This is a genomic window from Streptomyces sp. SP18CS02, assembly GCF_036322365.1.
Taxonomy (GTDB): Bacteria; Actinomycetota; Actinomycetes; order Streptomycetales; family Streptomycetaceae; genus Streptomyces.
Genome location: NZ_JAQYXC010000281.1, coordinates 356,900 through 377,774 on the forward strand (window position 1 = coordinate 356,900; position 20,875 = coordinate 377,774).

At 72.3% G+C, this 20,875-nt stretch carries 15 protein-coding genes; 7 read left to right on the plus strand and 8 right to left on the minus strand.

Going from position 1 to position 20,875, the window contains the following annotated elements:
* Window positions 1-30 precede the first annotated feature (30 nt).
* Window positions 31-1,047, minus strand: coding sequence for a sphingomyelin phosphodiesterase (gene sph, locus PUR26_RS16675; RefSeq protein WP_329873161.1), 1,017 nt, complete (start codon window positions 1,045-1,047; stop codon window positions 31-33).
* A 208-nt stretch (window positions 1,048-1,255) separates the two neighbouring features.
* Here sph and PUR26_RS16680 point away from each other — a divergent pair, with 208 nt between their 5' ends.
* The gene (locus tag PUR26_RS16680; protein WP_329873162.1) at window positions 1,256-2,131 is read left to right on the plus strand and encodes an oxygenase MpaB family protein; all 876 of its coding nucleotides are present in this window, start codon (window positions 1,256-1,258) and stop codon (window positions 2,129-2,131) included.
* Here PUR26_RS16680 and PUR26_RS16685 read toward each other — a convergent pair.
* The 4 genes from PUR26_RS16685 to PUR26_RS16700 form a co-directional block, all read right to left on the minus strand.
* Window positions 2,103-3,503 (minus strand): GH1 family beta-glucosidase, encoded by a 1,401-nt coding sequence (locus PUR26_RS16685; protein ID WP_329873163.1) that lies wholly within the window; start codon window positions 3,501-3,503, stop codon window positions 2,103-2,105. The two genes, PUR26_RS16680 and PUR26_RS16685, sit on opposite strands and share 29 nt — an antisense overlap.
* 75 nt (window positions 3,504-3,578) lie before the next feature.
* Window positions 3,579-4,487 (minus strand): carbohydrate ABC transporter permease, encoded by a 909-nt coding sequence (locus PUR26_RS16690; protein WP_329873164.1) that lies wholly within the window; start codon window positions 4,485-4,487, stop codon window positions 3,579-3,581.
* Entirely contained in the window at window positions 4,484-5,428 is a 945-nt protein-coding gene (locus PUR26_RS16695) for a carbohydrate ABC transporter permease (RefSeq protein WP_329873165.1), read from the minus strand. The genes PUR26_RS16690 and PUR26_RS16695 overlap by 4 nt, the downstream gene beginning before the upstream one ends.
* 185 nt (window positions 5,429-5,613) lie before the next feature.
* Window positions 5,614-6,918: an ABC transporter substrate-binding protein gene (locus PUR26_RS16700; protein ID WP_329873166.1), complete on the minus strand. Its 1,305-nt coding sequence runs from the start codon at window positions 6,916-6,918 to the stop codon at window positions 5,614-5,616.
* 243 nt (window positions 6,919-7,161) lie between these two features.
* Here PUR26_RS16700 and PUR26_RS16705 point away from each other — a divergent pair, with 243 nt between their 5' ends.
* The gene (locus PUR26_RS16705; RefSeq protein ID WP_329873167.1) at window positions 7,162-9,963 is read left to right on the plus strand and encodes a glycosyl hydrolase; all 2,802 of its coding nucleotides are present in this window, start codon (window positions 7,162-7,164) and stop codon (window positions 9,961-9,963) included.
* 83 nt (window positions 9,964-10,046) lie between these two features.
* On the opposite strand, the gene PUR26_RS16710 is transcribed toward PUR26_RS16705, so the two are convergent.
* Both PUR26_RS16710 and PUR26_RS16715 read right to left on the minus strand, forming a co-directional pair.
* Complete coding sequence (locus PUR26_RS16710; RefSeq protein ID WP_329873168.1) at window positions 10,047-11,087, minus strand: LacI family DNA-binding transcriptional regulator; 1,041 nt, start codon at window positions 11,085-11,087, stop codon at window positions 10,047-10,049.
* A 174-nt stretch (window positions 11,088-11,261) separates the two neighbouring features.
* Window positions 11,262-12,785, minus strand: a complete 1,524-nt coding sequence (locus PUR26_RS16715) for a M1 family metallopeptidase (protein ID WP_329873169.1) — start codon at window positions 12,783-12,785, stop codon at window positions 11,262-11,264.
* 321 nt (window positions 12,786-13,106) lie between these two features.
* Between PUR26_RS16715 and PUR26_RS16720 the strand changes: the two genes are divergently transcribed.
* The 4 genes from PUR26_RS16720 (at window position 13,107) to PUR26_RS16735 (ending at window position 18,573) form a co-directional block, all read left to right on the plus strand.
* Window positions 13,107-15,023, plus strand: coding sequence for a Xaa-Pro dipeptidyl-peptidase (locus PUR26_RS16720; RefSeq protein WP_329873232.1), 1,917 nt, complete (start codon window positions 13,107-13,109; stop codon window positions 15,021-15,023).
* Window positions 15,020-16,321, plus strand: a complete 1,302-nt coding sequence (locus PUR26_RS16725; protein ID WP_329873170.1) for a M14 family metallopeptidase — start codon at window positions 15,020-15,022, stop codon at window positions 16,319-16,321. The genes PUR26_RS16720 and PUR26_RS16725 overlap by 4 nt, the downstream gene beginning before the upstream one ends.
* Window positions 16,322-16,388: 67 nt before the next feature.
* Window positions 16,389-18,206: a BCCT family transporter gene (locus tag PUR26_RS16730; RefSeq protein ID WP_443077089.1), complete on the plus strand. Its 1,818-nt coding sequence runs from the start codon at window positions 16,389-16,391 to the stop codon at window positions 18,204-18,206.
* A 76-nt stretch (window positions 18,207-18,282) separates the two neighbouring features.
* On the plus strand, window positions 18,283-18,573 hold the full coding sequence (locus PUR26_RS16735) for a hypothetical protein (RefSeq protein WP_329873171.1): 291 nt from the start codon (window positions 18,283-18,285) through the stop codon (window positions 18,571-18,573).
* 102 nt (window positions 18,574-18,675) lie between these two features.
* Here PUR26_RS16735 and PUR26_RS16740 read toward each other — a convergent pair whose 3' ends face one another.
* Window positions 18,676-19,632 (minus strand): NAD(P)/FAD-dependent oxidoreductase, encoded by a 957-nt coding sequence (locus PUR26_RS16740; protein WP_329873172.1) that lies wholly within the window; start codon window positions 19,630-19,632, stop codon window positions 18,676-18,678.
* 67 nt (window positions 19,633-19,699) lie between these two features.
* Here PUR26_RS16740 and PUR26_RS16745 point away from each other — a divergent pair, with 67 nt between their 5' ends.
* The gene (locus PUR26_RS16745) at window positions 19,700-20,806 is read left to right on the plus strand and encodes an oxidoreductase (RefSeq protein ID WP_329873173.1); all 1,107 of its coding nucleotides are present in this window, start codon (window positions 19,700-19,702) and stop codon (window positions 20,804-20,806) included.
* The last annotated feature ends 69 nt before the right edge of the window (window positions 20,807-20,875 follow it).

Genomic DNA, 20,875 nt, shown 5'->3' on the forward strand with positions numbered 1-20,875 from the left:
ACCCTCCGACCAGGTGCGACGGGGTTGCGACTACTGACCGGAGGCGATGACCGGGTAGTGGTCCGAAAGGTTGGTGTAGGTGTACCGCGTGCCCCAGCTGGAGACGGTCCACGGAGCGCTCTGCTCCTTGACCACCTCGTTGGACCAGCCCGCCGGCCGGGCGTGCCCCGCGCGGTGCAGGACGTGGTCGAGGTCCTCGCGCGGGTCGTCGGGGTAGCGTTCGGAGGCGATCGAGTTCTGCTCGGTGTCGAAGGAGTACGGGTGCCCGGTGCGCGCGTCCGCACCGACCAGGCCGGCGTCCGAGAGCATCGTGGCGTACTCGCCGGTGTGCGAGTCGACGTTGAGGTCCCCGGCCACCAGCACCTGCTCGGACGCCGGGATGTTCCTGGCGTCCAGGAAGGCGTCCAGCGCCCTGAACTGGCGTCCGCGCGTCTGCGCCGCCTCACCCGCCGAGCAGCCCGGGTCGGTGGACTGGGCGTGCGTGCCGACCACATGGACCCTGCTGCCGTTCACGTCCAGCACGGCGTAGACGAAGCCCTTGTTCGAGTACCGGTCGGCCCCGCAGGCGTCCTTGTAGACGTACTGCTCCTTGCGGACGATGGGCCACTTGCTCAGGACCGTGACGCCACCGTCCTCCGGGGTGGTGGCCGAGTACGCGCCGCCGGTGGCGTCCCAGCCGTCCTTGCTCCGCCCCATCACGGGCGTCCGGTACGGGTACTGGGCGGCGGAATCGCGCATGAGCGCGTCGGAGGACGCGTTGTCGAACGCCTCCTGGAGCACCACGACGTCATGGCCCTGGTAGAAGGGCGCCGCGGGGATCGCCCGCGCCCGGTGGTCCTGGCCCCAGTTGGGGTAGAGGGACTTGCTGAAAAGGAACGTGTTGTACGTGAGCACCTTCAGCCGTGGAGTGGCGGAGGCGGAGGCGACCGGGACCTGAGCGGCGGCCGGGGCGGCGGAGGCCGATGGTGCCGTCACGGCCAGCGTGACAGCGGCGAGCACGGCGGACAGGGCAGCGCCCGGGACACGGCGGAGCACGGAGTGCGGCAAGGAAACTCCTGATGCTGGTGGGGGGTTGGACCTGGCGCGGCACATCAAATCAGCCACGGTTACCTTCCGGTAGCCACCGGGTGCAGGGAATCTTGCGCACCGCCCACCATCACCCGAACTCTCCCGGGCCGCCGTCCCCGGGCAGCCCTCCCGGCCCGCCCGGGGGTGATCGCATACTGGAACTCCGGAACGGACACGGAGCACGCTCATGGACAAGGCAGCCGCCCACCCCGCACCGCCCCCGCCCGGCGGCGTCCTGTGGAGCCTCACGGGTGACATCCGGGGGCTGCTCATGCTGCCCGCCGCGCTCACCCTCCAGGTGGCCCACCCGGCCGTCGGCGCGGGTGTCGACGAGCACTCCGTCTTCCGCACCGACCCGTGGGGCCGCGGCGAGCGGTCCCTGCGCTCGCTCCAGCTCTGGGTCTACGGGGGCGAGGCCGCCGCGGAGGAGGGCCGCCGGCTCAGGAGGCTCCACAGGACCATCCAGGGCACCGACACCCGCGGCCGCGGCTACCACGCCCTGACCCCGGCGAACTACGCCTGGGTCCACGCCACCGGCTTCCCCGTCTACCAGCACGCCGCGCGCTATCTCGTACGGCCCATGACCGAGGCCCAGGAACGGAAGCTGTACGCCGAGTGGCTCCAGGTCGGGCGCGTCCTCGGCATCCACGACCGGGACATGCCCCCGACCATCGAGGAGTTCTGGCCGTACTACCGCAAGGTGCTCGCCGAGGAGATCGAGGCCACCGCCGTCGTGCGGGAGCTCGTGGCGACCGACGGCGCGGTGCCCCCGCCCGACCGGGGGCCGCTGGTGCTGCGGCTGCTCCTGAGGGCACTGTGGCCGGTGATCCTTCCGCCGTTCGCGCGCTTCCGCGCCTTCGTCACCGTCGGACTGATGCCGCCGGACGCGCGAGAGGCGATCGGCCTGGAGTGGAGCGACGCGCAGGAGCGCGCCCTGCGCCGTTTCGGCCGGGTCGTACGGGCGGTGGTGCCCGTACTCCCCGAGCGCCTGCGCTATCTCCCGCTGGCCCGGGAGGCGCGCAGGCGGCACCGGCTCAGCGGGTCGGACCGCCCCTCGCGATGACGTCCGCGTACCAGCGGGCGCTGTCCTTGGGGGTACGGCGCTGGCTCGCGAAGTCCACGTGGACGATCCCGAACCGCTTGCCGTACCCGTACGCCCACTCGAAGTTGTCCAGCAGCGACCACAGGAAGTAGCCGCGCACATCCGCGCCGTCGGTGATCGCGCGGTGCACGGCGGCCAGATGCGCGTGCAGGTAGGCCACCCGCTCCGGGTCGTGGACGGCGCCCGACGGATCGGCGTAGTCGTCGTACGCCGCACCGTTCTCGGTGATCACCAGCGGCACCTTGGGCAGCTCGTCCCGCAGCCGGGTCAACAGCTCGTACAGGCCGTCGGCGTCCACCGGCCAGTCCATGGCGGTGCGGGGGCCCGGCGCCGGAAGGAACCGTACGTGGCGTTCGGTCCCCGGCCAGGGCGACGGCGTCTGCGACGTACCGGCCGCGACGACCGTCGGCGAGTAGTAGTTGATCCCGAGCGAGTCGATCGGCGTGGCGGCGGTCTCCAGGTCCCCGTCCCGGACGAACGACCAGTCGGTCAGCGCGGCCGTGTCCTCCACCAGGTCCCGCGGCAGCCGGCCGTGGAACACCGGGTCCAGGAAGATCCGGTTGCCCAGCGCGTCCACCCGGCGGGCCGCGTCACGGTCCGCCTCCGACTCCGTGAACGCCCTGACGGCGTGGAGGTTCAGGGTCAGCGAGATCTCCGCCGAGTTCCCCAGCGCCGCGCGCAGCACCTGGGCGGCGCGCCCGTGCGCCAGGTTGAAGTGGTGGGCCGCCCGCAGCGCGGCGGCCGGCTCCGTACGGCCCGGGGCGTGGACCCCGGAGGCGTACCCCAGGAACGCGGCGCACCACGGCTCGTTCAGCGTGGTCCAGGTGGCGACCCGGTCGCCCAGCGCGCCGGCCATGATCCCGGCGTACTCGGCGAACCGTTCGGCGGTCTCCCGGTGCGGCCAGCCGCCCGCGTCCTCCAGCTCCTGCGGCAGGTCCCAGTGGTACAGCGTGGCGACCGGGCGGATCCCCGCGCCGAGCAGCTCGTCCACCAGCCGCCGGTAGAAGTCCAGGCCCTTCTGCACGGCCGGGCCGCGGCCGGTCGGCTGGACCCGCGGCCAGGAGACCGAGAACCGGTAGTCCGTCACCCCGAGGTCCTTCATCAGGGCGACGTCGTCGCGCATGCGGTGGTAGTGGTCCGCCGCGATGTCGCCCGTGTCGCCGTTGCGGACCTTGCCCGGAACGCGGCTGAACGTGTCCCAGATGGACGGCGTACGGCCGTCCTCCCGGGCGGCGCCCTCGATCTGGTACGCGGCCGTGGCCGTGCCCCAGCGGAAACCCGCGGGGAAGACGAGCTCCGTCGTCGGGTGGAGACGTGCGTCGACAGCGGTCATGGTGTGGAGGACTCCCAACAGGTGCGTGGAAAGGGATGGTCGGGCCGAACGTGAGAACCCCGGGAACCTGCCGGGTCAGCCCTTGACGGCGCCCTGCATGATGCCGCCGACGATCTGACGGCCCAGCAGGCCGAACACCAGGAGCACGGGCAGCGTGCCGAGCAGCGTGCCCGCCATGATCACGGACTGGTCGTGGACGTAACCGCCGCCGAGCTGGCGCAGCGCGACCTGGACGGTCGGCTCCTGCGAGGAGAGCGCGATGATCGGCCAGAAGAAGTCGTTCCACGCGGCCATGAACGTCAGCAGCCCCAGCACGGCCATGCCCGGCCGGGCGATCGGCACCACGATCGACCAGAAGATGCGCGCGGAGGACGCCCCGTCCACCCGGGCGGCCTCGATCAGCTCGTCGGGCAGCGCCTGCACCAGGAACTGGCGCATGAAGAACACACCGAAGGCCGACACCAGACCCGGCAGGATCACCGACTGGAGCTGGTTGACCCACTGGAGCTTCGCGATCAGCATGAACAACGGGATCACGCCCAGCTGCGGCGGAATCATCATGGTGCCCACCGTGACGGCCAGCAGCGCACCCCGGCCCCGGAACCGCAGCTTGGCGAAGGCGAACCCCGCCAGCGTGCAGCACAGCACGGTCCCGACGGTGATCGAGCCCGAGACGATCAAGGAGTTGAGCAGCGCCTTGCCGATGTCCGCCTCCTCCATCACCGCCTCGAAGTTGCGGATCAGATGGGGGCCCGGCAGCAGGGACGGCGGCACCTTCGCGAGGTCGGCGTTGGAGCGGCTCGCGGCGACGATCGTCCAGTAGAACGGGAAGGCCGAGACGAGCACCGCGACGATCAGGAAGGCGTACGCCAGCTTGCCGCCGTGCATCGTGCGGCCCGCGCGCGACGTGCCCCGGCGGCGGGCGGGGTGCGGGGCGGCGGCCGAGGCGGCACGCTCGGACGGCGGGGCGGCGAGCGCGGTCATCGGCCGGCCTCCTTACGGGAACGGCGGCGCGCGATCAGGGCGTTCACCCCGACCAGCACCAGGATCAAGAGGAACATCACCCAGGCGATGGCGGCGGCCCGGCCCAGGTGGAAGAAGCCCCAGCCCTGCTCGTACATGTAGAGGCCGAGTGTCTGGTACTGGTGGGAGATGCCGCCGGACACAGATCCCTCGAACAGCAGCGGCTCACCGAACAGCTGGGTGGCGCCGATCGTCGACACCACGGTCGTGAACACGATCGTCGGGCGCAGGCCCGGCAGGGTGACGTGCACGAACTGCCGCCAGCGTGAGGCGCCGTCCATCTCCGCGGCCTCGTACAGCTCGCTCGGGATCGACTGCATGCCCGCCAGGTAGATCAGCGCGTTGTATCCGGTCCAGCGCCAGATCACGATCGTGGACACCGCGATCTGGGAGGCGACCGTGCCGGTCTGCCAGTCCACCGGGCCGATGCCGATCAGCCCCAGCACGTAGTTGACGAGACCGAAGTCCCGGCCGAAGAGCTGCGCGAAGACCAGCGTCGCGGCGGCCACGGACGTCGCGTACGGCAGCAGCATCGCCGTACGGAAGAAGGTCCGGCCCCGCAGCCGGTAGTTGAGCAGATGGGCCAGGCCCAGCGCCATCACCAGCTGCGGGACCGTGGAGACGACGCCGATCGTGAAGGTGTTGCGCAGCGAGATCCAGAAGAACTCGTCCGTGAACAGCGCGGTGTAGTTGCCGAAGCCGCGCCACTCCATCTCGCCGGGGGTCTGGAGCTCGACCCGGTAGAGCGAGACGAAGGCGGTGTAGATGAGCGGGAAGAGGCCGAAGGCGGCGAAGAGCGTGAAGAAGGGGGCGATGTAGGCGTACGGCGAGACGGTACGCCACGCTCGGCGCGCCGCCGACGGCCGGGCGACGGCGGCTCCGGCCGGAGCGGTGAGGGTCACGGTGCGAGGCCCTTCGGGGGGAGTCGGTACGGGGGTGGTGCCGGAGGGAGGGGTGCCTCCGGCCGTCGTGCCGGGGCGGGACGCCGCCCATGGACCGGCACCGCGAGGTGCCGGCGCGTGGGCGGCCGTGTCCGTGCGGCGGCCGTGTCCGGCAGCCGGGCTCCGGCACGGGGCCGGACGCCGTGTCAGCCGGTGGCGTTCTCGACGCCCTTCTTCGCGTTCGACCACGCCTTCTGCGGCGACGTGCCCTTGCGCTCCACCTCGCTCAGCGCGTTGGTGATCTGGTCGGCCACGTTCTTGTCGTGGACGCCGAGCACCTGCACCGGGGCGGCCTTCGCCGCGTCACCGAAGATCCGGCCGATCGGGGCGCCCGAGAAGTACGGGTCCTTGGCGTCCGCGACCTTGGCGATGGCACCCGTGGAGGAGGGGAAGTTGCCCTGCTTCTGGAAGAGCTTGGCCTGCTGCTCGGGGGCGGTGAGCCACTGGATCAGTTCGTACGCCTCCTTCTTGTGCTTCGCGGCGCGCGGCACCGTCAGGTACGAGCCGCCCCAGTTCCCGGCGCCCCCGGGCAGCTTGGCGATGTCCCACTTGCCCTTGCCGGCGTCACCGGCCTGGCCCTTGATGTAGCCGAGCATCCAGGCGGGGCAGGGGAGCGTCGCGAAGGAGCCGGCGGCGAACGCCTGGTTCCACTGGGGGGACCACTGGTCCAGCTTGGCGCTCAGACCGGAGGCGGCGGCCTCCGTCGAGGCGTCCCACGCCGCCTTGACCGCGGGGTTGTCCTCGTAGATCAGCTTGCCGGAGGCGTCGTAGTACCGCTCCTTCTCCTGTCCGATCATGATCGTGAACAGGCTGCCCACACTGTCCAGCCAGGCGCTCTTGGCCGGGGCCTTCGCCTTGTACTGCCTGCCGAGCTCCAGGTACCCGTCCCAGGTTGCCCACTTGCCGGCCAGCTCGGTGCGGTCGGTCGGCAGGCCGGCCTGCTGGAAGAGGTCGGTCCGGTAGCACATCGCCTCGGGCCCCACGTCGGTGCCGAGCCCCAGCACCCCGCCCTCCTTGGTGGTCGCCGCGGACCACTTGGCCTCGGCGAACTGGTCCTTGAGCTTGTCCGCCCCGTACTTCGTGAGGTCCTCGAACTTGTCCGCCTGCTGCTGGGTCACCGAAGCGATCCGGCCGACCTCGACGGCCTGGACGTCGGCGAGTCCGCCGCCGCCCGCGAGCCGGGTCTGGAGCGACTTCCAGTAGTCCTGCTCGTCCTCGGTGTCGGTCTGCTTGATCGTGACGCCCGGGTGCAGCTTCTCGTACTCGGCGTAGAGTCCGGCCTCCTTGTAGCCGAACGAGCCGAACAGGTCGACCGTCAGCGTGACCTTGCCGCCCGCGCTGTCGGACCCGCCGTCCGACGAGCCGGAACCGCAGGCGGCGAGCAGGGCTCCGGTGAGTGCGACCGCACCGAGTCGGACGACGGCCCTCTTGGCGGCTCGGGCGATGGGCATGAGAAGCCTCCCTTGGCTTCGGCGGAGCGAGACCGCCCGGTTGAGAGCGCTCTCAGAGATGCGAGTGGAGCGTGCCCCGGGCGGCCTTCCCCCGTCAAGACTCGAACGCATAACGGCTTGGAGCCGTCCTCAACTACCGCCGCCGTCAAGCGTATTGACAGTCGCGTTTCAGGAGTTTTACGTTCCAGGGCACCTGAGAGCGCTCTCGGGCGCTCATCCCCGCCATCCCTTGAGGTGCTCCCGATGCCAGCCCCCCGCCCCGGAACGCCCCCCTCACGCTTCCGGCCGCCCGCCCTCCTGGTGGCCACCACCCTCGCCGCGCTCGGCCTGGTCGTCCCGGCCGCCGCTCCCGCCTCGGCCGCCACCATCCCCGTGGGGTCCGGAAGTTACTCCGACAGCCGGCCCGCCGGAACCTCCGGCCCCACCACCAACACGGGCGCCCCGGTCACCCCCAAGGTCACCCCCGCCGCCCAGGGCAAGCCGGTCCCCACCAACGACTGGTGGTCGTCGCTCGCCTTCCAGCGGTACGGCGACAACCCCTGGTCCACCCCCATGTACGGCCACCCCCTCACCTACCAGGCCACCGCCGCGGGCCTCGACATCGGATACCCCACCAGCCCGGCGATCGTCGGCGAGGGACGCCAGTACGAGTACGCCCACAAGCGCGACCTGACACTCGGGCTGACCGGGCTCAACTCCCCTGACACCAAGGCCGACGCCTGGTCCGACTGGACCGTCACCCCCTACTGGTCCGACGGCGCGCGGACCCTGCGCACGACCATCGGCCACGGCATGCCCTTCGTGTACGCCAAGGGCACCGGCGGCAACGCCCTCATCACCACCGCCACCGCGCCCGCCGTCTTCGCCGACCAGGGCAACGTCCTCGGCATCACGGTCGCCGGCCACCACTACGCGCTCTTCGCGCCCACCGGCAGCGACTGGACGGTCTCCGGCTCCACCCTCACCGCCGGCCTGGGCTCCAAGGACTACTTCTCCCTCGCGGTCCTGCCCTCCACGGACGCGCTGGCCGCGTACCGGAAGTACGCCTACAGCTTCGTCACCGGTTCGCGCGTCGGCTGGAGCTACGCCGGCGGCAACGTCAGGGCGACCTACACCCTGACCACCCAGGCCCAGGAGGGCACCGAGACCGGTACGCTCCAAGCCCTCTACCGTCACCAGTGGCTCAACACCACCGACGCCCTCACCGGGTACACCTACGTCTCCCCGCGCGGAACCATGAAGGTCCGCGAGAGCGCCTCCTTCACCACCGGCCAGCGGGCCTCCGCCGTCCTGCCGGGGCTGCCCAGGTCGTCCGGCACGGACACGGCCCGGCTGCGCGGCTATCTGAACGAGGCCGCGAACGCCTCCGACCCCTTCTCGGGCGCCACCGACACCTACTGGACGGGCAAGGCGCTGGGGAAGCTCGCCCAGCTCGTCCCGGTCGCCGACCAGATCGGCGAGACCGCCACCCGCGACAAGCTCATCGGCCTGCTGAAGGGCCGGCTCCAGGAGTGGTTCACCGCGGGCGGCGCCAGTGAGTTCTCGTACGACAGGTCGTGGCGGACGCTGACCGGCTATCCGGCCTCCTACGGCAGCGACACCGAGCTCAACGACCACCACTTCCACTACTCCTACTACGTCTACGCGGCGGCGATCGTGGCCCAGTACGACCCGGCCTGGGCCGCCGACTCCGCCTGGGGAGGGATGGTGAGGACACTCGTGCGCGACGCGGCCAACCCCAGCCGCACCGACACCGCCTTCCCGTTCCTGCGCGGCTTCGACGTCTACGCGGGGCACAGCTGGGCCTCCGGCCACCAGGGGTTCGCGGCCGGCAACAACCAGGAGTCGTCCTCGGAGTCGACCAACCTCAGCGCCGGGCTGGTGCTGTGGGGGTCGGCGACGGGCGACACCGCCCTGCGGGACCTCGGGGTCTTCCTGCTGACCACCGAGGCCGAGGCCATCGCCCAGTACTGGTTCGACGCCGACCAGCAGGTCTTCCCGTCCTCCTTCGGGCACGACACGGCAGGCATGGTGTGGGGGAGCGGCGCCGCGTACGCCACCTGGTGGACCGCCAACCCCGAGGAGATCCACGGCATCAACGTCCTGCCGGTGACCGGGGGCTCGCTCCACCTCGGCGGCGAGAAGAACGCGATCCACCGCAACATCACCGAGATGGAGCGGGAGAACGGCGGACCGGCCGTCGAGTGGCGCGACATCCTGTGGGAGTTCCAGGCACTCGCCGACCCGGCCGCAGCCAAGGCCGAATGGGACGCGGGCAACGCCGGCTACACCCCCGAGCAGGGAGAGTCCAAGGCGCACACCTACCACTGGATCGGCACCCTGGACGCGCTCGGCGCGCCCGATGCGACCGTGACCGGTGACCTGCCCACCTCGGCGGTCTTCAGCAAGGGCACGGTGCGGACCTACGCCGCGCACAACTTCGACTCCACCGCCCGCACCGTCACCTTCACGGACGGGGCCAGACTCACCGTCCCGGCCCGCTCCACGGCCACCGGAACCGGCACCGGCGGAACCGACCCGGGCCCCGGCGACCCCGGACCCTCCACCGGGAACACCTTCCAGCTCCGCACGGGCGGCGCCCTCACCACCGCGACCGGGGCGACCGCCGGCAGCGACACCATCGCCTCGGCGGGCGGCGCCAACCACGACGGCGCCCCGTACCAGCCGCTGGTGTACGAGATCAAGGGGGTCAACGGCACGCTCAAGCCCGGCGCGGCCACCGCCTTCCGGCTCCAGGTCGACGCGGGTGCGGCGGTCGGCCTCGGGCAGCAGGCCCGGGTCAGTTACGACCTCACCGGTGACGGCTCCTTCGACCGTACGGAGACCTACCACTACTTCGCCACCGACCCGGTGACGGGCTGGGAGGAGTACTCCCAGGCACGCGGGCTGAAGTCGGCGACCGGCGCGCTCGGCGACCTGAAGGGCGGCACGGTGCGCCTGGAGGTCTGGCACGCCATCGGCAACGGCACGGCAAAGCTCCAGACCGGCACCGACCGTTCCGTGCTCGTCGTGCCGTACGCCTAGGTCGTGTCGCGCGGCCGGGCCCTGCGAACCGTCGTCGTGCCGTACGCGCCGTCGCCCGTCGTACGTCCGTACCGCATGGCTGCTCAGGCAGAAGCCCGCCGCACCAGTTCGGTCGGCGTGATCACCGAGCCCGGGGCCTCGGCCCCGGGCTCGTCCTGGTTCAGCCCGCGCATCAGCAGCCGGACCATCAGCCGGCCCATCCCCTCGATGTCCTGCCGGACCGTCGTCAGCGGGGGATCGGTCGCCTCGGCCACCGACGCCATGTCGTCGAAGCCGACCAGCGCGACGTCCTCGGGGACCCGCAGCCCGCGCTCGCGCAGCACGCGAAGGGCCCCCGAGGCCATCACGTCGTTGGCCGCGAACACGGCGTCCAGGTCCGGTCGCCGCTCCAGCAGCTCGGCCATGGCCCGCGCCCCGCTCGCCTCGGTGAAGTCGCCCTGGGCGATCAGCTCGGGGGAGGCGTCGAGCAGGACGTCCCGGTAGCCGTCGATCCGGTCCATCGCGGAGGTCTGGTCCCGGGGGCCCGCGATGTGAGCGACGCGCTCACGGCCCAGCGAGAGGAGGTGGCGCACCGCCGCCCTGGCGCCGCCCCGGTTGTCGCAGTCGACGTAGGGCACCGCCGGATCGTCGGCGGCGCCCGTCCAGTCGGGCCGGCCGCCGAACACCGCGGGCAGCTGGGCCCGCCGGATGATCGAGGGCAGCTCGTCGTCGTTGTGCACGGAGAAGGCGAGCGCGCCGTCCACATGGCCGCCGCCCAGGTAACGGGCGATCCGCTCGTAGTCGCCCGGCCCCTCCACCCACAGCAGCACGAGCTGGGAGTCGTGGGCGGTCAGCTCGCGGCTGATGCCGCGCACCTGCTGTTCGAAGAACGGGTCGGAGAAGATCCGGAACTCCGGCTCGGCGATGATCACGGCCACCGCGCCGTTGCGCCGGGTCACCAGGGTCCTGGCCGCGTGGTTGGGTATGTAGCCGAGCTCCTCCACGGCCCGCCGCACCTTGTCCACCAGCGGCTGGCGGACCCCGGCCCCGCCGTTCACGACGCGCGAGGCCGTCGCCCGGGAGACCCCGGCATGGGCCGCGACGGCTTCCAGGGTGGGGCGGGACCCAGGGGTCGGATCGGACAAGGGAGGCTCCTCGGCGGTGCGGCGGACCGAACGTACAGGAGCAGCATATTCGGTGCGGCCAACCGGGTGAGAGCGCTCTCACGCTCTGGACGCGGCAGGGGCGGGCAGGCCCTCCGGGGGAACGCGCGAAGCCGCCACCCCGGCATCACGGGCGGCGGCTTCGGCACGGGCTTCTCAGTGGTGGTCGTGACCGTGGTCGTGGATCGTGTTGGTCGCGGCGATCTTCTGCCACGACTTGGGCCGGGCGGGCGTGGCCGTACCCGATGCCGACGCCTGCGAGCGGGCGATCCGGGACTCGGCGGCGGCCGGCGCGTCCGGCCGCGACGGCTGGTACAGCCAGGTGTCGAAGAGCCCGGCCAGCGGCTTGCCCGAGATCCGCTCGGCGTACTTCACGAAGTCGCTCACCTTGGCGTTGCCGTAGGCGTGCTCGGCCGGCCAGCCCTTGAGGATGGCGAAGAAGTCCTCGTCGCCGATCTCGTTGCGCAGCGCCTGGAGGGCGAGTGCGCCGCGGTCGTACACGGCGAGGTCGAACTGCTTGTCCGGCCCCGGGTCACCCGGCTTGACCGTCCAGAACGCGTCGTCGGCCGGGTGCTGGGCGTAGACGTAGTCCGCGAGCTCCTGCGCCGTGCCCTCGCCCTCCTTCTCCGACCACAGCCACTGGCTGTAGCGGGCGAAGCCCTCGTTGACCCAGATGTCCTTCCAGCCGTCCACCGACACGCTGTCGCCGTACCACTGGTGGGCGAGTTCGTGGACGACCACGGAGACGTTGGCGCCGTTGGAGAACTGGCGCGGGCTGTAGAAGGGCCGCGTCTGCGTCTCCAGCGCGTAACCGCTGGTCACATTGGGGACGTAACCGCCGAGCGCGTTGAAGGGGTACGGGCCGAAGACCTCCTCCAGCCACTCCGCGACCTCGGCCGTGCGTTCGATGCTGGCGCGCGCGGCCCCCGCGTTGTCGCCGAGGTCCCTGCTGTAGGCGTTGAGGACGGGCAGGCCCTTGGACGTCTTGTCGGTGGTGATGTCGAACTTGCCGACCGCCAGCGTGGCCAGGTAGGAGGCCTGTGGCTTGTTGGAGCGCCAGTTGAACCTGGTCCAGCCGAGCCGCGAGGACTGCGACTGGAGCACACCGTTGCTGATCGCCTGCGTCCCGTCCGGCACCGAGACCGAGACGTCGTACGTCGCCTTGTCCAGCGGGTGGTCGTTGGACGGGAACCACCAGACGGCCGAGTCCGGCTCCTGGGCGGCGACGCCGCCGTCCGGGGTGCGGTGCCAGGCCGTCCAGCCGCCGATCTTCAGCTCGGACGGCTTGCCCGCGTACCGCACGACGACCGAGATAGCCCTGTTCTTCTCCAGCGGGGAGGCGGGGGTGACCTCCAGCTCGTGGTCGCCGGAGGCGGTGAACTTCGCCTTCCTGCCGTTCACCAGCACCTCGCTGACCTTCAGGCCGAGGTCGAGGTTGAAACGGGACAGGTTCTGCTTGGTGGTGGCGAGGATGGTCGCCGTACCCTCCAGCAGATCCGTCGTGGGCTGGTACTTCAGGCGCAGGTCGTAGTGGGATACGTCGTATCCGCCGTTGCCGCTGGCCGGGTAGTAGGGGTCGCCGATGCCCGGGGCGCCCGGAGCGAAGTCGGCGGCCGACGCTGGGATCGCCAGCAGGAGGGAGGCCGCGAGAGCGCTCGGGACGATCAGTCTGCGGTGCACGGAAGCTCTCCAAGTCGTAGGGCCGGAAGATCTCTTGAACCCTATTCAGCCCCTTCGGGATCAGTCATGTCCATGGCTCCTGCTGTCACACGATCGCCATTTGGCCGACATGAACGTCGATCGTCCGTGACGTCCTTTGCACCCCATGCGCCACTTTGATGCCCTTAATGCCTTCTTTTGTGCGGGAGTTGACCGGAGTACTGTCCGCCCATGCCAATCCGTACGGGGTTCACCCTTCCCCAAGCTCTCCGCTTCCGCCGGACGGGGGCCACCCCCCTGCCGAGGGGAACGCTGGTGGTGGTGGCGGCCGTGGCCGCCCTGATGTCCGTCCTGGTCCCGGCCCGGGCCCCGGGGGCGCAGGCCGCCGCGGTCCGCGAGTCCAGGCCCGTGTACTCGTACGACGACGCCGTCCGGGAGTCGGTATGGGTGGACACCGGGCTCGACGGCGACGGCGACGGCCGCGGCGACCGGGTGGCCGTCGACATCGTCCGCCCCCGCGAGGCCGCGCGGCAGGGCCGCAGGATCCCCGTGATCATGGAAGCCAGCCCCTACTACTCCTGCTGCGGGCGCGGCAACGAGTCCCAGCGCAAGACCTACGACGCGCAGGGGAATCCGGTCCGGTTCCCCCTGTTCTACGACACCTACTTCGTCCCGCGGGGCTACGCCTTCGTCGCCGTGGACCTGGCCGGTACCAACCGCTCCGACGGCTGCGACGACGTGGGCGGGCGCTCCGACGTCCAGTCCGCGAAGGCCGTCGTCGACTGGCTGGGCGGCCGGGCCGTCGGCTACACCACCCGTACCGGCGCCGACCGGGCCCGCGCCACCGGCTGGTCCACCGGGGCGACCGGCATGATCGGCAAGAGCTGGGACGGCACCGTCGCCAACGGCGTCGCCGCCACGGGCGTGCCCGGCCTGAAGACCATCGTCCCGATCGGCGCCATCTCCTCCTGGTACGACTACTACTTCGCCAAGGGCGCCCCGCTGTACGGCTCCGGACCCGAATGGCTGTCCGACCACGTCAACAGTCCCGACGCGCGGGCCCGCTGCGGGGCGGTGCAGCAGCGGATCGTGGACGGATCGCCGCGCACCGGCGACTGGACCCGGCTGTGGAGCGAGCGCGACTACGTGCCGGACGCCGGGAAGGTCCGGGCCAGCGTCTTCGTCGTCCACGGAGCCCAGGACCTCAACGTCCGTGCCAAGCACTTCGGCCAGTGGTGGGACGCCCTCGCCGACGCGGGGGTCGAGCGGAAGATCTGGCTCTCCCAGACCGGCCACGTCGACCCCTTCGACTTCCGGCGCGCCGAGTGGGTGCGCACCCTGCACCGCTGGTTCGACCACTATCTGCTCGGCCACGACAACGGCGTCGACCGTGAACCCATGGCCGACATCGAGCGGGCCCCCGACCGGTGGGCCACCGACCGTGTCTGGCCGCCGCGCACCACCGTCGGCACCACGCTGCGTCCGGCCGCCGGCCCGGCGTCCGGGGTCGGAACCCTCGGCCTGACCCCCGCCCGGCCCGGGGCCAGGGAGACGTTCACCGACGACCCGGGGCTGGGCGAACTCGACTGGGCCTCGGCCGTGGACACCGCCACCGGCTCGAAGGCCGGCTTCGTCTCCCGGCCCCTGGGGCGGGACCTGCGGCTCTCCGGTTCCTCCACCGTCACCGTGACCGCCACGCCGAACACCACCAGCGCACACCTCTCGGCCGTCCTCGTCGACCTGGGCCCGGACACCATCCGCGACTACGGAGCGACCGGCGAAGGCATCACCACCCTCGCCGGGCGCACCTGCTGGGGCGCGAGCACCCCCGGCGACAGCGCCTGCTTCAAGGAGACCGAGGCGGACACGACCACCGTCGGCTTCACCGTCTTCAGCCGCGGCTGGGCCGACCTCGGCAACTGGGCCGACGAGCGCGAGGGCCGCCCGCTGGTTCCCGGCAGGGCCCGCACCCTCACCCTCGACCTCGCCGCCGCCGACCATGTCGTACCGGCCGGACACCGTCTCGCGCTGATCATCGGCGGCACCGACCGCGACCTGATCGACCCGCCGGCCTCCACTCCGACGCTCACGCTCGATCTGACCCGTACCTCGGCGAAGGTCCCCGTGGTCGGTGGCGCTCGGGCGTTCGCCCGCGCCACGGCGGGCGCCCGGTGGCAGGCGGCCCCGCGCACGGCCCCGCTCGACGGCGTCACCGCTCCCCGCCCGGTCCGACCGATCCCCGGAGGCACCACGCGATGAGACCCCGCACCCGCATCCGCACACGAGCCCGCGGCCTCGGCCTGTCGCTCACGGCCGCGGCCCTGGCGCTCCCGCTCGTCACCGCCCCGGCCCAGGCCGCCCCGGCGCAGCCGCCCCGCACCGGATTCGAGGCGAGCGGCGGCGCCCGGTGGACCACCCAGCCGGAGGAGCGGGACTTCCTCGACGCCGTGGACCGGGCCACCGACCGGGTGTCCGTCTCGACGATCGGCACCACCGGGCAGGGGCGCCCGCTCCGGTCGGTGCGGATCGGCGCCGGCCGCGGCGCCACCACCGTGCTGCTGATCTGCAGCCAGCACGGTGACGAACCGTCCGGCCGTGAGGCGTGCCTGACCACGGTCCGCGACCTGGCGTACGCCCAGGACGAGCGGACCCGCCGCTTCCTGTCCCGAACGACGGTCCTCGTCGTCCCGACCGCCAACCCCGACGGGCGGGCCGCGCACACCCGGGGCAACGCCGACGGCGTCGACGTCAACCGCGACCACATCACCCTCGAAACCGCCGAGGCCCGTGCCGTGGCCGCCCTCATCCGCGACCGGCGCCCCGACGTGATCCACGACCTCCACGAGTACGGCGCCACCCCGCCGTACTACGACAAGGACCTGCTGTCGCTGTGGCCGCGCAACCTCAACACCGCCCGGCGGGTCCACGACGAGGCGCACACCCTCTCCGAGTCGTATGTGCGCCCGGCCGCCGGGAAGGCCGGCTTCGACAGCGGGATCTACGGCATCTGGACCGACCCGGTGACGGGTGAGCCGCTCAAACAGGTCGCCGGGGACGGCCAGGAGCGCATCCTGCGGAACACCGCGGGCCTCAAGCACGCCGTCGGCCTGCTGGCGGAGACCCGGGTCGACCCGCTCACGGACGACGAGAGGCGGGACCCGGCCCTGAACAACCGCCGCCGGGTCGACACCCAGCTCGCCGCGCTCGACGGGACCATGAGGTACGTCGACGAGCGGCGCGGCAGGATCACGGCCGCCACCACGGCGGCGCGGCTGGCCGGGTTCGCGGACCGGGGGCCGGTCCACCTGAAGGGGGCCGACAACGACCCGGCCGGGCCGGGCGGGACCATCGAGGACCCGCCCTGCGGATACCGGCTCGACTCCGCGCAGTACGCCGAGGTCAAGGACGAACTGGCACTGCACGGCGTGACCGCGTGGGCCGGCCGCGACGGGGCCTTCGTGCCGCTGCGGCAGTCGCGGCGCGCCCTCGTGCCGCTCCTGCTCGACACCCGTGCGGCCTATCACCTCACAGGAGGACGCCCGGTCGAGGCCTGTTGATGCCGGGACAGGCGTGCGCGCCGTGGTAGGGGGTAGCAGGAGCCAAATCAGGCCATGATCGCGAAAGGTGCCGCCTGTGTCTCAGGAGCAACGTAAGCCGGGGCAAAGACTGCGGCTGCCGGTGAAGGCGGCCCTGCCCGGCCGCCATCCCCACGAGGACGAGTCGCCCGTCACCGACCGGGTGGTCTTCGGCGTGACGGCCGTCCTCACCCTGGGCTTCGTGATCTGGGGCGCCACGGCCACCGGCTCGCTGGAGAGTCTCTCCGACTCCCTGCTGAAGGGCCTGATGCACAACGGCGGCTGGGCGTTCGTCCTGGCCGCCTCGGGCTTCGTGGTCTTCGCGCTCTGGCTCGCCATCAGCCGGTACGGGCGCATCGAGCTGGGCCAGGAGCACGAGAAGCCGGAGTTCAGCACCGTCTCCTGGGTCGCCATGATGTTCAGCGCCGGCATGGGCATCGGCCTGATGTTCTACGGTGTCAGCGAACCCCTCGCCCACTACACCACCCCGCCGCCGGGCACCGACCCCGCCGACTCGGCGGACGCCATGCAGACGGCGCTGGCCACCACGCTCTTCCACTGGACGCTGCACCCGTGGGCGATCTACGCCGTGGTCGGGCTGGCGATCGCGTACAGCACCTTCCGGCGCCGCAGGCGGCAGACCATCAGCGCCGTCTTCGTCCCCCTCCTCGGGAAGAAGCGCGCCGACGGCGCCCCCGGCCGTGTGATCGACATTCTGGCGATCTTCGCCACGCTGTTCGGTTCCGCCACCTCCCTGGGGCTCGGCGCCCTCCAGATCGGCAGCGGCATGCGGGAGGTCGGCTGGCTGGGCAAGGCCGGGACGGGGCTGCTCGTCGCGATCATCGCCGTCCTGACGGTGTGCTTCGTCTTCTCCGCCGTTTCCGGTGTGGAGAAGGGGATCCAGTGGCTCTCCAACACCAATATGGTGCTGGCGGTCATCCTCGCGATCTTCGTGTTCGTCGCCGGCCCCACCATCCTGGTGCTCGACCTGATCCCCACGTCGCTCGCCGCGTACTTCGACGAGCTGCCCGAGCTGATGGGCCGCACCGAGGCCTCCACCGGCGGCGGCGACGTCGCCGAGTGGCTGAGCGCCTGGACGGTCTTCTACTGGGCCTGGTGGATCTCCTGGACGCCGTTCGTCGGCATGTTCATCGCCCGCATCAGCCGGGGGCGTACGATCCGTCAGTTCATCGGCGGCGTCATCCTGGTGCCCAGCACCGTGAGCCTGGTCTGGTTCGCCATCTTCGGCGGTACGGCCATGCACCTGAAGGAGCGGGGAGACCTCGGCGGCGCGACCACGCCCGAGGGACAGCTTTTCGGTGTGCTCCAGGAGTTCCCGATCGCCGGCGTGATGAGCCTCCTCGTGATGATCCTGGTCGGCATCTTCTTCGTCTCCGGCGCCGACGCCGCGTCGATCGTGATGGGCACCCTCTCCCAGAAGGGCACGTTCGAACCGGCCCGGTTCGTCGTCGTCTTCTGGGGAGTGGTGACCGGTGGCGTGGCGGCCGTGATGCTGCTCGTCGGCGAGGGCAAGGGCGACGCCCTCGCGGGTCTGCAGCACCTGACGATCCTCGTCGCGGCCCCGTTCGTCCTGGTGATGATCGGCATGTGCTGGGCCCTCGTACGGGACCTCCGCCGGGACCCGCTGATCGTCCGCGGCGAGATCGCCGAGGAGGCGGTCGAGGAAGCGGTGATCGCCGGTCACGAGAAGTACGCCGGTGACTTCGAGATCAGGATCGGGCCGGCCCCGGAGACCGGCGACCGGCCTCCCGCGGCGGGCACGGAGGGGCCGGCCGCACCGGAAACGGGGGAGGACGGGCCGGACCCGCAGGGCGGGGGCGCCGGAGGCCGGCCGGGTCCGCGGTGATCGCCTCCGTTGCGGTCACCGAGTGGTAGTACAACCCCCTCAACGGGTGCGACCCATCCGGAAGTCGGAGTTCCCCATGCGCCGACGCATGTCCCCCCTGGCGGTCACGGCGCTGGTCGCCGGCGGCGTGCTGTTGGGTACCGGCGCGGCCCCGGCGGGCGCCGCCGTGCAGCCGGCCATGGCCGGGGCGGGCAAGGTGATCCGCTGCGACATCCCCGAGATGCGGCAGCAGGCCGCCGCCCTCGGGTCGAAGGCCGCCAGGCTCGACCGGCTGGGCGAGCGGGCCGCGGCGAAGAGGGCGCGGGCGCGGGCCGACGCCGTCGAACGCAAGGTGCACGCCTGCGTCGAGGCCGACCGCAACGCCTGACGGCCGGCCCGCCCCGCCCGGGGCGGGCCGGCCGTCCCGGGGCCCGGCCGGTCGCCGGCGAGGCGTCGGCGGGGCCTGCCCGGCCGGTCGTGGACGAGGCTCCTACGGGACCAGGCCGGCCGCCGCCCGCGCACAGCCCCAGGCGACCGTCACCCCGGCCCCGCCGTGGCCGTAGTTGTGGACCAGCAGGGCGTCACCGCCCGCCGGCCGGCCCGCCGCCAGCCGTACACCGCCCACACGCGCGGGGCGCAGGCCCACGCGGTGGGCGAGCACCCGGGCGTCCGCGATCTCCGGACGGATCCGCGCGCACCGCTCCACGATCGCGGCGGCCGTCGCCCCATCGGGCTCCGTCCGCTCGTCGCCCTCCTCCGCCGTACCGCCCAGGACCAGCCGTCCGGGCTGCGGGAAGAAGTACGTCGTGGCGCTCGACCCGGCGTCGGCGGCGGTGAACCACTCCTCCACGCCCGGGTTCTCCACCCACACCAACTGCCCCCGCACCGCCCGCATCCCGTCGTCCGGCACCAGCTCGCGCGCGGCCAGCCCCGTGCAGTTCACCACCACGTCCGCCTCGGCGGCCGCCTCCCCGAAGGAGGCCACCGTCCGCGATTCCACGGCGCCGCCCGCCGCCTCCAGCCGGCCGCGCAGCCACGCCAGGTGGACCGGCATGTCGATCAGCGGCAGACGGGCCGCCACCCCCGCCGCGTACGCCCCGGGCAGCTCGCCCGGGGCGGTCCCGCGCAGTCCCGCGACCTCGCGCGCCCAGGGCCCGAGCCCGTCGAGCCGGACGCCCGCGTGGACACCGGCCACCATCCGCACACCGGTGCGCGCCGCGTCCCGCGCGAGTCCGCCGTACACCCGCAGCGATTCGAGCGCCCACGCCCCGGCCTGTTCCCCGGGTTCGATGCGGTACGGCCACCACAACGCGCCCGCCGTCGCCGAGGTCGTCTCCCCGGCCCCGTCGCGCGTCCACACCCGCACCCGGGCACCGCGCTCGGCGAGCGTCAACGCCGTCGTCAACCCGATGACCCCGCCGCCCACCACGACCACATCGCCCCTCATGACGGGGACCGTAGCGGAATACCCGGAGCCGTGCTCACGTCCCGTCCCGGCCGGGAATACTTCCGACATGTCTGCCGATCACGACCATGTGCACACGTCCTTCGCGCTGGCTCCGGCCATCCGGGCCGGTGGTGTCCTCGCCCGGGGCGGGTACCAGACGCACCGCGACTTCATCGACTTCATCGTCGACGGGCGCCCACTCCTCCACCGGCTCTCCGACCTGGACGCCGTGTCCCCGCTCGCCTCCGACGTACCGCCCGCCATCTTCACCGACCATGTGCGCCGGCTGCTGCTCGACGCGGAACCGCCGCTGGCCGGCGGACGGTACGTCATCTACGGCTGCCCCGAGTGCGAGGGGATCGAGTGCGGCGCCGTCACCGCCGTCATCGAGCGCGACGGCGACGACATCGTCTGGCGCGACTTCGCCTGGCAGACGGCCGAGACCGCCGACCTGAAGCTCAACGGCTACCACGGCATCGGCCCGTTCCGCTTCCGCGGCGACGAGTACCGCACCGAGCTCGAACGACTGCTGCCGGACGGTGCCGGCCGACCGGACGGACCACCCGGCACGGACCCGGGACCCGTCCGCCGGCGGGTCCTGCTGATCGGCGACCGCGTCGCCGTGGTCGCCAGGCTCGCGGCCGCGCTGCGCGCGATCGGTATCGGCGCCGACATCGCCCAGGACTCCGTGGTCGTCGACGTCCCGGCCGCCGAGCTGCGGTCCTACGGCGCGGTCGCGTTCGGCCGCGCGATCGACCGGCAGTGGCGGGCCGCGGTGAAGGCGGCGTTCGCCCGGGCGGAGGCGGACGTCGTGTACGTCGACGGGCTCGCCCCGATCGTCCCGCTGCTGGTCGCGCAGATCGAGCACGCCCTCGACCGCGGCCCGCTCGCCCGGCGCAGACTGACCGGCCTGGCAGCGGCCGACGGGGAGGCGGTGGTGGAGGTGAGTTCCACCTGTCGTGTCCAGCTCACGGCGTACCGTCTGGACCGGCTCTCCCGGGCCCACACCCACGCGCTCTTCGACGGTGTGCTGGAGCCGGGCACCCACCGCGTTCCGCTGGACGCGCGGGCCGTGCGGGGGCGGTCCTTCGTCGTCGCGCGCACCACGGGCGGCGTGCTGGTGGCGCCCGTGGCACACCGCCCGGCCGGGGCGAGGACGGCGGCGAAGACCTGAGCGGGGCGAGTCGCCGCGTCCCCGGCCCCGGCCCCGGCCCGGCCTGCCGTGGACCCCGGGCGGACCGGC

What these genes read in the sequence shown, in the direction of transcription:
- PUR26_RS16680 (WP_329873162.1), top strand. Translation starts at nt 1,256, where the DNA reads ATGGACAAGGCAGCCGCCCACCCCGCACCGCCCCCGCCCGGCGGCGTC.
- PUR26_RS16705 (WP_329873167.1), top strand. Translation starts at nt 7,162, where the DNA reads ATGCCAGCCCCCCGCCCCGGAACGCCCCCCTCACGCTTCCGGCCGCCC.
- PUR26_RS16740 (WP_329873172.1), bottom strand. Translation starts at nt 19,632, where the DNA reads ATGAGGGGCGATGTGGTCGTGGTGGGCGGCGGGGTCATCGGGTTGACG.
- PUR26_RS16700 (WP_329873166.1), bottom strand. Translation starts at nt 6,918, where the DNA reads ATGCCCATCGCCCGAGCCGCCAAGAGGGCCGTCGTCCGACTCGGTGCG.
- PUR26_RS16735 (WP_329873171.1), top strand. Translation starts at nt 18,283, where the DNA reads ATGCGCCGACGCATGTCCCCCCTGGCGGTCACGGCGCTGGTCGCCGGC.
- PUR26_RS16725 (WP_329873170.1), top strand. Translation starts at nt 15,020, where the DNA reads ATGAGACCCCGCACCCGCATCCGCACACGAGCCCGCGGCCTCGGCCTG.
- PUR26_RS16685 (WP_329873163.1), bottom strand. Translation starts at nt 3,503, where the DNA reads ATGACCGCTGTCGACGCACGTCTCCACCCGACGACGGAGCTCGTCTTC.
- PUR26_RS16690 (WP_329873164.1), bottom strand. Translation starts at nt 4,487, where the DNA reads ATGACCGCGCTCGCCGCCCCGCCGTCCGAGCGTGCCGCCTCGGCCGCC.
- PUR26_RS16720 (WP_329873232.1), top strand. Translation starts at nt 13,107, where the DNA reads ATGTCCGTCCTGGTCCCGGCCCGGGCCCCGGGGGCGCAGGCCGCCGCG.
- PUR26_RS16745 (WP_329873173.1), top strand. Translation starts at nt 19,700, where the DNA reads ATGTCTGCCGATCACGACCATGTGCACACGTCCTTCGCGCTGGCTCCG.